Source organism: Rhizobium sp. Root483D2 (genome assembly GCF_001426685.1).
GTDB lineage: Bacteria > Pseudomonadota > Alphaproteobacteria > Rhizobiales > Rhizobiaceae > Pararhizobium > Pararhizobium qamdonense.
Window position 1 is genome coordinate 193,961 of record NZ_LMFB01000016.1, and the last position, 14,440, is coordinate 208,400.

At 61.8% G+C, this 14,440-nt stretch carries 11 protein-coding genes; 9 read left to right on the forward strand and 2 right to left on the reverse strand.

Annotated features, from left to right (window positions below; translation table 11 throughout):
* Positions 1 to 13: 13 nt before the first annotated feature.
* The 4 genes from recN (at position 14) to ASD32_RS14945 (ending at position 5,781) form a co-directional block, all read left to right on the forward strand.
* Entirely contained in the window at positions 14 to 1,687 is a 1,674-nt protein-coding gene (gene recN / locus ASD32_RS14930; protein WP_060638822.1) for a DNA repair protein RecN, read from the forward strand.
* A 182-nt stretch (positions 1,688 to 1,869) separates the two neighbouring features.
* Positions 1,870 to 4,029 (forward strand): NAD-dependent DNA ligase LigA, encoded by a 2,160-nt coding sequence (gene ligA / locus ASD32_RS14935; RefSeq protein ID WP_060638823.1) that lies wholly within the window; start codon positions 1,870 to 1,872, stop codon positions 4,027 to 4,029.
* Positions 4,030 to 4,135: 106 nt separating this feature from the next.
* Positions 4,136 to 4,780: a DUF47 family protein gene (locus ASD32_RS14940; RefSeq protein WP_060638824.1), complete on the forward strand. Its 645-nt coding sequence runs from the start codon at positions 4,136 to 4,138 to the stop codon at positions 4,778 to 4,780.
* Positions 4,780 to 5,781, forward strand: coding sequence for an inorganic phosphate transporter (locus tag ASD32_RS14945; RefSeq protein ID WP_060638825.1), 1,002 nt, complete (start codon positions 4,780 to 4,782; stop codon positions 5,779 to 5,781). The genes ASD32_RS14940 and ASD32_RS14945 overlap by 1 nt, the downstream gene beginning before the upstream one ends.
* A 51-nt stretch (positions 5,782 to 5,832) precedes the next feature.
* Here ASD32_RS14945 and ASD32_RS14950 read toward each other — a convergent pair whose 3' ends face one another.
* Positions 5,833 to 8,031 carry an EAL domain-containing protein gene (locus ASD32_RS14950; protein ID WP_060638826.1) on the reverse strand — a complete coding sequence of 733 codons (2,199 nt, stop codon included), beginning with the start codon at positions 8,029 to 8,031 and terminating at the stop codon, positions 5,833 to 5,835.
* Positions 8,032 to 8,427: 396 nt separating this feature from the next.
* On the opposite strand from ASD32_RS14950, the gene ASD32_RS14955 reads away from it, so the two are divergent.
* From ASD32_RS14955 to ASD32_RS14975, 5 genes are all read left to right on the forward strand, one after another.
* Positions 8,428 to 9,174: a fumarylacetoacetate hydrolase family protein gene (locus ASD32_RS14955; protein WP_060638827.1), complete on the forward strand. Its 747-nt coding sequence runs from the start codon at positions 8,428 to 8,430 to the stop codon at positions 9,172 to 9,174.
* 186 nt (positions 9,175 to 9,360) lie between these two features.
* Positions 9,361 to 10,236: a pantoate--beta-alanine ligase gene (panC, locus tag ASD32_RS14960; protein ID WP_060638828.1), complete on the forward strand. Its 876-nt coding sequence runs from the start codon at positions 9,361 to 9,363 to the stop codon at positions 10,234 to 10,236.
* A 2-nt stretch (positions 10,237 to 10,238) separates the two neighbouring features.
* Positions 10,239 to 11,066, forward strand: coding sequence for a 3-methyl-2-oxobutanoate hydroxymethyltransferase (gene panB / locus ASD32_RS14965; protein WP_060638829.1), 828 nt, complete (start codon positions 10,239 to 10,241; stop codon positions 11,064 to 11,066).
* A gap of 168 nt (positions 11,067 to 11,234) precedes the next feature.
* Entirely contained in the window at positions 11,235 to 11,951 is a 717-nt protein-coding gene (locus ASD32_RS14970; RefSeq protein WP_060638830.1) for an AzlC family ABC transporter permease, read from the forward strand.
* A 2-nt stretch (positions 11,952 to 11,953) separates the two neighbouring features.
* Positions 11,954 to 12,265: an AzlD family protein gene (locus tag ASD32_RS14975; protein ID WP_060638831.1), complete on the forward strand. Its 312-nt coding sequence runs from the start codon at positions 11,954 to 11,956 to the stop codon at positions 12,263 to 12,265.
* A 36-nt stretch (positions 12,266 to 12,301) separates the two neighbouring features.
* On the opposite strand, the gene ASD32_RS14980 is transcribed toward ASD32_RS14975, so the two are convergent.
* Entirely contained in the window at positions 12,302 to 14,137 is a 1,836-nt protein-coding gene (locus tag ASD32_RS14980; protein ID WP_060638832.1) for an aminopeptidase P family protein, read from the reverse strand.
* Between the last annotated feature and the right edge of the window lie 303 nt (positions 14,138 to 14,440).

Consider the following 14,440-nt stretch of genomic DNA (forward strand, 5'->3'; position numbering starts at 1 on the left):
GATTTGAACCGGGATGCTTTCACAGATTTCGATCCGCGATATCGTCCTGATCGAACGGCTTGATCTGTCCTTTGATGCCGGCCTGTCTGTGCTCACGGGGGAAACGGGTGCCGGAAAATCCATCCTGCTCGACAGTCTGTCGCTGGCGCTGGGTGGCCGGGGCGACGGTTCGCTGGTGCGCCACGGTGGCGACAAGGGGCAGGTGACGGCGGTTTTCGATGTCGGCATGGCCCATCCGGCCCGGCTGCTGGTGCGCGAAAACGGCATCGACGACGATGGCGATCTGATTTTCCGCCGGGTGCAGTCGGCCGATGGCCGCACCAAGGCCTATGTCAACGACCAGCCTGTTTCCGTTCAGCTGATGCGTCAGGCAGGCCAGCTCTTGGTCGAGATCCATGGCCAGCACGATGACCGCGCCCTGGTCGATACCCATGCCCATCGCACCCTTCTTGATGCCTTCGGTGGTCTGGCCGAGGAGGCGCAGTCTGTTTCCGGCCTTTACCGGATCTGGAAGGATGCCGAGCGGACGCTGAAAAAGCACCGCGACAAGGTCGAGGCCGCCGCCCGCGAGGCCGATTATCTGCGCGCCTCGGTCGAGGAACTGGAGGCTCTATCGCCGCAGGACGGCGAGGAAGACGATCTGGCAGAGCGCCGTTCGCGGATGATGAAGGCGGAGCGCATCGCCGTCGATATCAACGAGGCAAGCGAGTTCCTCAACGGCAACGGTTCGCCGGTGCCCCTGATAGCCTCGATGGTCCGGCGCTTGGAGCGCAAGAGCCATGAGGCGCCCGGTCTTCTCGAAGAGACCGTGGAACTGCTCGACGCCGCGCTCAACCAGCTGTCCGACGCACAGATGGCGGTCGAAGCGGCCTTGCGGAAAACCGAGTATGATCCGAAGGAGCTGGAACGGACGGAGGAGCGGCTGTTTGCGCTGCGTGCCGCCGCCCGCAAATATTCCGTCCCGGTGACGACGCTGCCGGCGCTGGCGGTCCGGATGATCTCCGATCTTGCCGATCTGGATGCGGGCGAAGAAAAGCTGAAACAGCTGGAAGCGCAGCTTGGCCTGACCAAGGGCGCCTTCGATGCGGCGGCGGTGGCGCTTTCGGCCAAGCGCCACAATACCGCAACGGCTCTGTCGCAAGCGGTCATGGCCGAACTCCCGGCGCTGAAGCTGGAACGTGCCCGCTTCATGGTCGAAGTGACCTCCGATGCGCAGGCCGCTGCTGCCGAAGGTATCGACATCGTCGAATTCCATGTCCAGACCAATCCCGGCACGCGGCCGGGCCCGATCATGAAGGTGGCGTCGGGGGGCGAGCTGTCGCGCTTCCTTCTGGCGCTGAAAGTGGCGCTTGCCGATCGCGGCTCGGCGCCGACGCTGGTTTTCGACGAAATCGACACCGGGGTCGGCGGCGCCGTTGCCGATGCCATCGGCCAGCGTCTCAAGCGGTTGTCAAAGACCGTCCAGGTTCTGTCCGTCACCCACGCGCCGCAGGTGGCAGCGCGCGCTGCAACGCATCTGTTGATTTCCAAGGGCCCTTCTGCGGAAAAATCCGAAACGATCGCCACCCGCGTCGCCCGCATGGACGACAAGGCCCGCACCGAAGAGATCGCCCGCATGCTCGCCGGTGCCTCCGTAACCGACGAGGCGAGGGCGGCTGCAGCGCGTCTGCTGGCGGGAAACGTCTAGTTTCTACCCTCCCCTTGAGGGGGAGGGTCGGCACGCAGTGCCGGGGTGGGGTGATCCCTATACACACCTGACGTCACCCCACCCGCGCGTTCCGCGCGGCCTCCCCCTCAAGGGGAGGTGGATACCCATCTTCCCATTCTTCGAAAATTCTCTAAAACGACTCTCAAAATCAGGAGTCCCGCATGTCGACCTTATCCGTTGCCGTTGAAGATCTGACGCTTGAAGATGCGGTTGTGGAGCTGGAACGGCTGGCTGGCGAACTGGCGCATCATGATGCGCTTTATCACGGCAAGGATCAGCCGGAGATCTCGGATGCCGACTATGATGCGCTGAAGCGGCGCAACGAGGAGATCGAGGCCCGGTTTCCGGAACTCGTGCGGTCCGACAGTCCCTCGCGCAAGGTCGGTGCGGCACCCTCCGGTATCTTCCAGCAGATCACCCATGCCCGGCCGATGCTGTCGCTCGACAACGTCTTTTCCGACGCGGACGTGCAGGACTTCATCGGCAGCGTCTATCGCTTCCTAGGCCTGTTGCCGGACAATTCGATCGCCTTTACGGCCGAGCCGAAGATCGACGGTCTGTCGATGTCGCTGCGCTATGAAAACGGCAAGCTTGTCAGCGCTGCGACCCGCGGGGACGGCACGACCGGCGAAAACGTCACGGCCAATATCCGCACGATCCAGGAAATCCCGCAGACCTTGCCGTCCGATGCCCCGGATGTCGTCGAGGTGCGTGGCGAGGTCTATATGGCCAAGAGCGACTTTTTGGCGCTGAACGCGCAGATGCTCGCTGAGGGCAGGCAGACCTATGTCAATCCACGCAACACTGCGGCCGGGTCGCTGCGCCAGCTCGATGCGGCGATCACGGCCAGCCGCAAGCTGAAATTCTTCGCCTATGCCTGGGGTGAGATTTCGCAAATGCCTGCCGATACCCAGTTCGGCATGGTCGAGGTCTTCAAGCGCTGGGGTTTTCCGGTCAATCCGCTGATGCAGCGGCTGTCGTCGATCGATGCGATCCTCGCGCACTACAACGCAATCGGCCTCAAGCGTCCCGATCTCGATTACGATATTGACGGCGTGGTCTACAAGGTGGACCGTCTCGACCTGCAGCAGCGCCTGGGCTTTCGCTCGCGTTCGCCGCGCTGGGCAACCGCGCACAAGTTTCCGGCCGAGCAGGCATTCACGACAGTCGAACATATCGACATCCAGGTTGGCCGCACCGGCGCGCTGACGCCGGTGGCGCGGCTGACGCCGGTCACGGTCGGAGGCGTCGTTGTGACCAATGCGACGCTGCACAATGCCGATTATATCGAAGGCATCGGCAATGGCGGCGAGCGCATCCGTGAGGAAGAACACGATATCCGCATCGGCGATACCGTTATCGTCCAGCGGGCAGGGGATGTGATCCCGCAGGTGCTGGATGTGGTGATGGAGAAGCGCTCGGCAACGGCTGAGCGCTATCCGTTCCCCAAAATATGCCCGGTCTGCGGCAGCCACGCGGTGCGGGAAAGAAATGAGAAGACGGGCAAGCTTGATTCCGTCACCCGCTGCACCGGCGGCTTCGTCTGCCGGGCGCAGGCGGTCGAGCATCTCAAGCACTTCGTCTCGCGCAATGCCTTCGACATCGAGGGGCTGGGGTCCAAGCAGATCGACTTCTTCTTCGAGGCCGAAGACCCGTCGCTGTCGATCAAGACGGCGCCCGATATTTTCACGCTGGAAAAGCGGCAGAATGCATCCACGCTCACCAAGCTCGAAAATATCGACGGCTTCGGCAAGGTCAGCGTCCGCAAGCTTTACGACGCGATCAACGACCGGCGCCAAGTCGCGCTGCACCGGCTGATCTACGCGCTCGGCATCCGCCATGTCGGCGAAACCACGGCCAAACTTCTGGCGCGCTCCTACGGAAGTTATAGCGCCTTTGCGGAAGCCATGAAGGCCGCCAGCGATATCACCTCGGAAGCCTGGAGCGACCTCAACACGATCGACGGCATCGGCGATGTCGTGGCCCGCGCGATCGTCGAGTTCTTCAAGGAACCGCGCAACATGGATGTGGTCTCGCGCCTCCTGGACGAGGTCACGCCGCAGGACGCGCAAGCGCCTGTCGCCAGCTCGAGCCCCGTCGCCGGCAAGACCGTCGTCTTCACCGGTTCGCTGGAAAAGATGACGCGCGACGAAGCCAAGGCCATGGCAGAGCGGCTGGGCGCGAAGGTTGCGGGCTCGGTGTCGAAGAAGACCGATCTTCTGGTTGCAGGCCCCGGCGCCGGCTCCAAACTGGAAAAAGCGCGCGAACTCGGCGTCGAAACCACCGACGAGGACGGCTGGTTTGTCCTAATCGGTGGGTAAGAGCCATTCCTTCGCCTTAAAAGCTTTCCCCGTTCCCCTGTCTTCTCTATGACGGCTGCCAGATTTGTGACAGTTTCGTGACAACGCGAAGATAGGTGGATGAACAATGCTGGGTTGGTTTCGCAAGCTTTTGCCGCGCGAAGACAAGTTCTTTGAGCTTTTCGAGGCGCATTCGCGCACGGTCGTCGGTGCGGCCGATGAATTGAAGGCGCTGCTTGCAGCAGAGGGCGATCTCGATGCACATTGCGACCGCATCGTCGCACTCGAAGACCAGGCCGACGCGATTACCCGCGACGTGCTGCAGGCGGTGCGCCTCAGCTTCATCACGCCGTTCGATCGCGGCGATATCAAGGACCTGATCCAGTCGATGGATGATGCCATCGACATGATGCACAAGACGGTCAAGACGATCCGCCTGTTCGAGCAGAAGAGTTTCGATCCCGGCATGCGCGAGATGGGCGTTCTTATCGCCGATTCCGCCAAGCTGGTGGCAGAAGCGATCCCGTTGCTCGACCGGATCGGCGCCAATGTGCCGCGCCTGACCGCGATTGCTGAAGCGGTCAACCGGCTGGAGGAGCGCTCCGACCAGTTGCACGACGAGGGCCTCCAGGATCTGTTCCTGCGCCACGGCAGCTCGAACCCGATGGCCTATATCATCGGCAGCGAGATCTATGGCGAACTCGAGAAGGTGGTCGACCGTTTCGAGGACGTCGTCAATGAAATCAGCGGCATCCTGATCGAGAACGTCTGATGGACGCGACACTCGCTTTGCCGCTGCTCATCGCCCTTATCGGCGTCGCGCTGTTCTTCGACTTTCTCAACGGCCTGCACGATGCCGCCAATTCGATCGCCACGATCGTCTCGACGCGGGTCCTGCGGCCGCAATATGCCGTCATGTGGGCGGCGTTCTTCAATTTCATCGCCTTCCTGTTCTTCGGCCTGCATGTGGCCGAGACGCTTGGGACCGGCATTATCGATCCCTCCATCGTCACGCCGCAGGTGATCTTTGCCGCCCTGATGGGAGCGATCATCTGGAACATCGTCACCTGGATTTTCGGCATCCCGTCAAGTTCGTCGCATGCGCTGGTGGGCGGACTGGTCGGGGCAGGGCTTGCCAAGACCGGCGGCGACGCCATCGTGCTGAGCGGCCTTTTGAAAACCGTGGCCGCGATCTTCATGTCGCCGATGATCGGTTTCATGCTGGCGCTGCTGCTCGTGCTGATCGTCTCCTGGGTTTGCCTGCGCCAGACGCCGTTTGCCGTCGATCGCAGCTTTCGCGGACTGCAGTTCATCTCGGCCTCGCTCTATTCGCTCGGCCATGGCGGCAATGACGCGCAAAAGACCATGGGCATCATCGCCGTGCTCCTGTTCAGCCAGGGCTATCTCGGAGAAACGTTCTACGTGCCGTTCTGGGTGGTCATCACCTGCCAGTCGGCCATGGCGCTCGGCACCCTGTTCGGCGGCTGGCGTATCGTGCACACGATGGGATCGAAGATCACCAAGCTCAATCCGATGCAGGGTTTCTGTGCCGAAACCGGCGGAGCGATCACGCTGTTTGCGGCGACGTGGCTCGGCATTCCCGTCTCGACCACACACACCATTACCGGCGCGATTATCGGCGTTGGCGCGGCACGGCGTGTCTCGGCCGTGCGCTGGGGGCTGGCGGGCAATATCCTGATCGCCTGGGTGGTGACGCTCCCGGCGGCAGCGCTGATCTCCGCTCTGTTCTATTTCGCGGCGGGACTGCTTTAGGCTCTAAAAACGTGAGGCGCGGCGAACTGCTCGAAACGGTTTTGCCGCGCCTCAATGCATCCGGATGGGGATCTGCCCGGCGAAGCCTCTCGCCAGGAGCACGGCGGTCTGCTCCGGCGGCAGCGCCTTGCCGTAGCGATAACCTTGGCCCGCCTGGCATCCAAGCCGCCGCAAGCTGATTTCCTGCTCCTCGGTCTCGATGCCTTCGGCGATGGTCTCCAGACCGAGTTCGTTGCTCATCATCAACATCGCCCTGGTGATGGCCGCATCATGCGGGTTTTCGGTCATCTCGGAGATGAATGCCCGGTCGATCTTCAATGTTGTCAGCGGAAACCGTTGCAGCGAGCTCAAGGACGCAAAGCCCGTCCCGAAATCGTCGAAGGCAATGCCGACGCCGAGATCGCGCAGGTGGTGCACGGCTTCAAAAGCGTTGTCGTCGTTGAGAAGCGCAATCGTTTCCGTCACCTCAAGGCCAAGTGCTGATGGGGGCAGGTTATGATCGGAAAGCGCGCTGGTGACATGCTGGACGAGCGTGGAGGCGCGATACTGGGCGGCGAAGAGATTGACGCTGACCTTGATCGGCGGCAGGCCGCTTGCCCGCCATTGCGCCGCCTGCCGGCAGGCCTCGCGCAGCACCCACCAGCCGACCGGCAGGGCGAGGGCACTTGATTCCAGCGCCGGCAGGAAATCGCCGGGATAGAGCAGGCCGTGCTGCGGATGCTGCCAGCGGATGAGCGCTTCCACGCCCAGAATATGCCCGTCATCGAGCGAGACCTGCGGCTGATAGTAGAGCACCAGTTCGCTATTCTTCAGAGCGCGCAGAAGCTCATCCTGGGTGGCGCGCCTCGCCAGCGAATCGTTGCGCATGTCAGGCTCGAACATCAGCATTTTACTGCCGCCGGCCTTTTTGGCGCGGTAGAGCGCAAAGTCTGCGCTGGCGAGCAGTTCCTCGGCATCGGTGCCATGCAGCGGCGCCAGCGCGACGCCAATGGTTGCCGCCAGCTGGAAAACATGGCCGCCGACATCGAACGGCGCCTCGAAGCCGGACAGAACCGCGCCTATGGCGGTCATCGCCTCGTCAGGTTGTAGGGTCCCAGGCAACAGGATGGCAAATTCATCGCCGCCGAACCGGGCCACCGTGACATCGGCCGACAGCACGGAGGGCAGCCGGACGGCGACGGCCTGCAGCAGGGCATCCCCGACCGCGTGTCCAAGGCTGTCGTTGACATCCTTGAAACCGTCGAGGTCGATGAGGGCGACGGTCACTGTCTTGTTCTCCGACAGTTCCTCCTGCAGCAGGTTTTCAAAGCGGTGACGGTTGCTCAATCCCGTCAGGGTGTCCTGGTTTGCCATCCGCAGCAGGCGCGCATCGCGCTCACGCCGTTCGGTAATGTCACGGATGACCGCTCCCATGCCGACCCCGCGCTCGTCGTTCCAGATGGACAGCGAAATTTCGATCGGTACCTCGGTCTGGTCGCGTTTGCGGGCGACCACTTCGACGGTCTTGCCGATCAGCCTCGTCGTGCCTCCTGCCAGAACCCGCGCAAGGCCCGCATGATGGGCGCCGCGAAACCGGTCGGGAATGATGATGTCGATCAGCTGGCCGATCATCTCGTCCTGTTGATAGCCGAACAGGGTCAAAGCGGCGCGATTGACGAATTCGATCCGCCCATTGGCGTCGATCGCGAAGAAGGCCAGCTCCGTTGCATCGGAAAAGTTCATCACCGTCGAGCGGATGATTTCGGTCCGGCGCAAGCGCATCTGTTCCATGACCAGAGCGCCGAGGCGTTCGAGCGTCTTGCGTTGTTCGTCGCCAAAGTCGTTACGCGGCACGGTGTCGAGAATGCACAGCGCTCCGATGCGCAAGCCTTCGTCGGTCGTCAGGGGCGTGCCGGCATAAAAGCGAAGAAAAGGTGCTCCGGTGACCAGCGGATTGCCGGCAAAGCGCGGATCTTCCAGCATATCATCGATGACCAGAACCGCGCCGCTTTCGATTGTATGGGTACAGACCGACATGCAACGGGGGATGTCCGGGAAATCGGCACCATGCATCGCCTTGAAGCGCTGCATATCCTTTTCAACCAGCGTGACGAAGGCCATCGGGGTGTGAAAAAGCTCTGCGGCAAGCTGCACGATCGTGTCGAACCGAGGCTCCGGCGGGGTGCCGGAAATCCATAAGTTCGCCAATGCCTGCAAACGGTTGCCTTCGGTATCGCCGTCCGTATCCGCTTCAGCCGTTTGCGTGTTCATTCGAAATCCCGATCTGGCCTTAAGGGTAGCCGCAGTATCTTTGCAGACAATGTCATGTTGCCACCCAGGATTTCCTCAAAATATTTGCAACCCGTTATCAAGCGCTGAAGAAAAGCTGTGAAATCTATTAGATATTACTTTTACGTGTGCAGGTCTACGGCGCCAGCCGGCGGCTTTCAACCTTCATCGGCTGCGGGGCGTCCGGCAATTGCACACGAAGCGAGTATCGGCCATGCTTGCTGAATGCAGAACGGGATATGGCCGATTTTGATGCACCCGGCGCTTCCCGCCCGCCCTGATAAATTCGGCGCGACACCTGCCGCCAAATAGTATCCTATGGGGGCAGGCGGTCAAAGAACTGCCGGTGTCAACCAGAACCCGAGGAACACGCAAGCGATGAAACTGGCTACTCTGAAAGACAGTACCCGCGACGGCAAACTCGTCGTCGTCTCCAAGGATCTGACCCGCTGCTCGGAAGTCGGCCATATTGCCCGCACGCTTCAGGCCGCGCTCGACGACTGGGCCCATGCCGGGCCGCGTCTCGCCCGTGTTGCCATCGGCGTCGAGACCGGTTCGCAGCCGACCATGCGGTTTCACGAGCATGATGCCGCGTCGCCGCTGCCGCGCGCCTTTTTCTGGGCTGGCGGCTCCGGCGGTTTTGCGGGTCCCCGCGATCCCATCTCGCTTTCGGGCGATGTTTCGGATGTGACAGCGACGGCCCAACTGGCTGTGATCGCCGATGATCTCGACGCGCAGGCAGGCGCCGACGCGGCAAGTAACGCGGTGCTGCTCGTTCTTCTCGCCAATGACGTCTCGGCGGATGGAGACGGTCTTGCTTCGTCCTTCTCTCCGGTCGCAGTCACGCCGGACGAGCTGGATGGTCTGTCGGGCCTCTCTCTGCTTGTTCGCCGTAACGGCAATCCGGTCGAGGGTGGCAAGGGTGCTGCGGTGGATAGCGCGAAAGCGGTGGCTGCTGCTGCGGACAAGCGTTCGCTTGTCGCCGGCAGTCTCGTCGCAACCGGTTCGTGCCGGGTGACCACGGCTCTTTCCTTGGGCGACGTGGTTCGCGTCGAGCTGAACGACGGCACAGGACATTCCATTTTTGGCGCGATCGAACAGACTGTGGAAACCCGCAGCAGGTGACGAGGCCGGGTTGCGGGGAAACCCGGAACCCGTTTCTCACACGGACAATTCCTGCCTTCAATTCTTGAATTGTCTTTTTGCACTGCACACGTTAGGACACTGCGCCGGGCGGATGCTTGCCGGAAAGCCCGGCGAGGCCAGCCGCCGTGGACAGGGCGGCATGCTTGCGGATTGGAGGATCCCGAGATGGAAACAATCACCACCATTGCCTTATTGCGCGCGCGGCTGAGCGCCCATCGCCGCGCCGGAAAGACCATCGGTCTCGTTCCGACCATGGGCTATCTGCATGTCGGCCATATGGAGCTGGTCGCCCGCGCGCGGGCGGCAAACGATATCGTTGTCGTCAGCCTGTTTGTGAACCCCTTGCAGTTCGGCGCCAACGAGGATCTGACGAAATATCCGCGCGATCTGGCCCGCGACCAGGCAATGCTGATCGAGGGCGGTGCCGACTATCTCTTTGCGCCTGGCGTTGACGATATGTATCCACGGCCGATGGAAACGGTGGTCGATGTGCCAACGCTCGGCAGCGAGCTTGAGGGCTCGGTGCGGCCCGGTCATTTCGCCGGGGTGGCGACCGTCGTTACCAAGCTGTTCAACATCGTCCAGCCGGACCGCGCCTATTTCGGAGAGAAGGATTTCCAGCAGTTGCAGATCATCCGCCGCATGGTGGAGGACATGGCACAGCCGGTCGATGTGGTCGGTGTCGCAACGGTGCGCGAAGCCGACGGGCTCGCCTGCTCGTCGCGCAATGTCTATCTGAGCGCTGCCGAGCGGTCGGCTGCGGCGATCGTTCCGAAGGCGCTCGATGAGGCCGGACGGTTGATCGCCGGCGGTATGACCGATGTCGCCGAGCTTGAAAAAGCGGTCACGGATTTCATTGCCGCCGAGCCCCTGGCAAGGCCCGAAGTGGTCGCACTGCGCGATCCCGAAACTCTGCAGGAATTGACGGAAATCGGCGAAAAACCGGTTCTTCTGTTGCTTATTATCCGCTTCGGGAGCACGAAGCTGCTCGATAACCGGGTTTTCAGCCCGAAAACGGCAAAATTTGCAAAGGTGGCATGAGCATGAGTGTACAGGCAGTAAAGCGGCGCCTGAGCCCCGGCAGCATCGAGGCATTGAAGGGCGAGCGCCCGATCGTCAGCCTGACGGCCTATACGACGCCGATCGCCCGGCTGCTCGATCCGCATGTGGATTTCATGCTGGTCGGCGATTCCCTCGGCATGGTGCTCTACGGTCTTGATTCGACCGTCGGCGTGACGCTCGACATGATGATCGCCCATGGCCAGGCTGTTATGCGCGGTTCTGAAAAAGCGTGTGTGGTCGTTGATCTGCCGTTCGGTTCCTATCAGGAATCCAAGGAGCAGGCCTTTAACAGTGCGGCGCGCATCCTCAAGGAAACCGGCTGCAGCGCGGTCAAGCTTGAAGGCGGCGCGGAGATGGCGGAAACCGTCGATTTCCTCACCCAGCGCGGCATTCCGGTGCTGGGTCATGTCGGTCTGATGCCGCAGCTCGTCAACACGATGGGCGGTTACCGCTCGCTCGGGCGCAGCGACAAGGAAGCCGCCAAGATCCGCCGCGATGCCAAGGCGATCGACGATGCCGGTGCGTTCGCGATTGTCGTCGAAGGCACGATCGAGCCGTTGGCCCGCGAAATTTCCGAGACGCTGCGGGCACCGACCATAGGTATCGGAGCCTCGCCGGCCTGCGATGGCCAGATCCTCGTTTCCGACGACATGCTTGGGATTTTCAGCGATTTCAAGCCGCGCTTCGTCAAGCATTTCGCCGAACTGGCACCGCAGATCTCCGCCGCTTTCGAGGCCTATGCCAATGAAGTCAGGGCGCGCACCTTTCCGGGCATCGAGCATACGTTTCAGGTGAAGCCGAAGGGTTAAAGCCCGATTGTTCAGCGATACGCAATGTGATCATAATTTTGGATCACTGCATCAATCTTATTGAATTGTCCGATACGCCCGGCGGGCCTATCTGTGCGTTTCATCACGAACGCATCGCCGCATCCGTGGCCCGGCCAATGGCCCCGTCACTCCGGAAAGTTTCCTTCAATGACAAAAGACGATTTCTGGCAGGGCGCGCGGGGCGGATTTCCCGTCATGGTGTCCGCAGCACCCTTCGGCGCTCTGTTTGGCGCACTTGCCGTCGACAACGGGTTCTCCGTTTTCGACGCCGTGTTCATGAGCGCTACGGTTTATGCCGGCGCCAGCCAGATGGTAGGTCTCGAGCTGTTTGGCCACAACGTCCAGCCCTGGCTGATCATCCTGTCGATTTTTGCCGTGAATTTCCGCCACATCCTCTATTCAGCGTCGATTGCCCGCCACATCCGCCATTTCTCTCCCGTGCAGAAGTTCTTCGCCTTCTTCCTGCTGGTCGATCCGCAATATGCAGAAACGGAAAAGCGGGCCGAGCGCGGCGAGCCGGTGACCTTTGCCTGGTATCTGGGGTTCGGACTGGTCATCTATCTGCCTTGGCAGCTGATGACGCTGCTCGGCGCGATCTTCGGGCAGATGATCGGAGATCCCAAGGCCATCGGTCTCGACGTGCTGCTGCCGATCTATTTCATGGGACTGGTTCTCGGCTTCCGCAAGCGCGACAACTGGCTGCCGGTGGTGGCGGTCAGTTCGCTGGCATCGATTGCCGCGATGCATTTCGTCGGCTCGCCCTGGCATGTCAGTATCGGCGCCATCGCAGGCATCCTGCTTGCCGCCTGCCTGCCGCTGCCCAAACAGCATGAAGAGCCGGTCACTCTGGAGCATGAGGTCTGATCATGGACAATGCACAACACATGCACCTGATCTACGTGATCCTGGCCGCCGCCGCCGCGACGTTCCTCACCCGCATCGGCGGCTATGTGATGATCACGCAGATGAAGCGGATCCCGCCGCGCATGGAGGCGGCATTGAATGCGGTGCCTGCCGCCGTGCTCTCGACGCTGGTTGCCCCCGCCTTCCTCTCCGGCGGCTGGGATGTGGCTGTCGCCATGCTCGTCGCGCTCGCCATCGGCCTGCGCTTTTCATCGCTCTGGATGCTTTTGGCCGGCTGGCTGGTGGTCATGGCGATCCGGCATCTCGTGATGTAGAATAAGGCCCGCTCCTTGCGAAGCGGGCCTTTTCATTCAGCGGCTGATCGGTGCCGCTGCCGCCTTCAGCCAGGAAAGTACCGCCTCGTCCGAAATCAGCGGCGACAGCTTTTCCTCTGTCTCGGCGTGATAGGCGTTCAGCCAGGACAGTTCCTCGTCAGTCAGAAGGGCGGGGACGATCAGGCGGCGATCGATCGGGCAGAAGGTCAGCGTTTGAAAGCCGAGCATCGGCAGGTCGCCGCCTTCGATTTCCGCAGCTTCCAGCACATGAACAAGGTTTTCGATGCGGATGCCGAAGGCGCCGGGGCGGTAGTAGCCCGGTTCGTTCGACAGGATCATGCCGGAGAGCAGTTCCTGCGTTGACGCACGGGAGATGCGCTGCGGGCCTTCATGCACCGACAGATAGGAGCCAACGCCGTGGCCGGTCCCATGGGCGAAATCGGCACCGGCCTTCCACAGCGCGATGCGGGCGAGCGGATCGAGATCGACGCCGCGCGAGCCCTTTGGAAAGCGTGCGGTGCTGATGGCGATCATGCCCTTGAGGACGAGGGTGAAAAAGCGGCGCTGATCGTCCGGCACGGTGCCGATCGCGACCGTGCGGGTAATGTCGGTGGTGCCGTTGATATATTGGCCGCCGGAATCGATCAGGAACATGGTGCCATCGGCGATGGCGAGGTCGCTTTCGGTCGTGACCCGGTAGTGCATGATTGCGGCATGCGCGCCGGCGCCCGAGATGGTGTCGAAGGAAATGTCCTTCAGCGGGTTCTGCATGCGCTGGCCGACTGCGGCACGGCAGGCTTCCAGCTTCTCGACGGCGGCAATTTCTGTGATCGTGCCGGGCTGTGTCTGGTCGAGCCAGGCCAGGAACTCGACCATGGCAGCGCCGTCCTGAAGGTGGGCCCGGGCCGAGCCTTCGATCTCCGCCGCATTCTTGCGGGCGCGGGGCAGGCGGGCGGGATCGATCGCCTCGATCACGGTACCGCCGCTCACACGGATGCGCTCGGCAAGGGCGAAGGGTGCGTGATCGGGATCGATCATGATTGCCTTGCCGGTTGCCGCAAGGGCTGCGACCTTGTCGTCGAAAGACGATGGCGCCTCGATACTTGCAAGCTGGGTAAGGTAGGCTTCCTGCTCGATCCCGGACTTGCGCTTGTCGAGAAACAATTGCGCGCTGCCATCGGCATGGACGATGGCGCGGGCAAGCGGGTGCGGCGTGTGCGGCACATCGCTGCCGCGGATGTTGAAGGTCCAGGCGATCGACGATGGATCGGTGAGCACCACCGCATCGGCGCCGGCCTTGGCGATCTCTGCCGCCATTGCCGTCAGCTTGTCCTTGGCAAGGATGCCGGAATGATCGAGCGGCTGAATCTTGACGCGGCCAAGCGGGGCGGCGGGGCGGTCCTTCCACTGGCGGTCGAGCGGATTGTGATCGAGAAAGACCAGCGCGCCGCCGAGCGCTTCAAGCGCCTTTTCCAGCTTGCGCACTTCGGCGCCGGTATGCAGCCACGGGTCGATGCCGAGGCGAAAGCCCTTTTTTCCATTGTGCTCCAGCCACAGGTGCGGGGGTTCGCCGACCAGATCGCCGCCGGTGAAAACTGTGGCATCGACCTGTTCCTTCAACTGGGTGACGTAGCGGCCATCCACAAAGACAATCGCCTGACCCTGCGTGATGAGTGCAATACCGGCCGATCCGGTAAAGCCTGTCAGCCAGGACAGGCGCTCGGCGGAGGCGGGGACATATTCGCCCTGGAACTCGTCGGCTCTGGGGACGAGGAAGCCATCGAGATTCAGGGCCGTTAGTGCCGCACGCAGCACGGTGACGCGCTCCTTGCCGAATTGCGGAGTGGAGGTGACTGCAAAAGACTGAAACATGGATTTTTCCTGCGATGGGGAGGAACCGGCGCCGGGATCGCGCTGTGCGATGCGGATCGATTCCTCAAGAGTGGAAACAGTCTAGCGGAAACTGCCGGCGCTGCGAAAGCCCGTCTTTCTGGCCTCTAGTTTGTTGAACGATCTTCCCGTGTTGTGGAACGTATGCATCATGCGCATGGCACCCATGCTGCATTGCGGCTGGACCGGATTTCAAAATAGTCTATAAACCCGCTCAACGAACACGGACGCACATCTGTTGTTCCTGCGAATGCCTTTTGGCACGAGCTGCACGGTCTGAACATG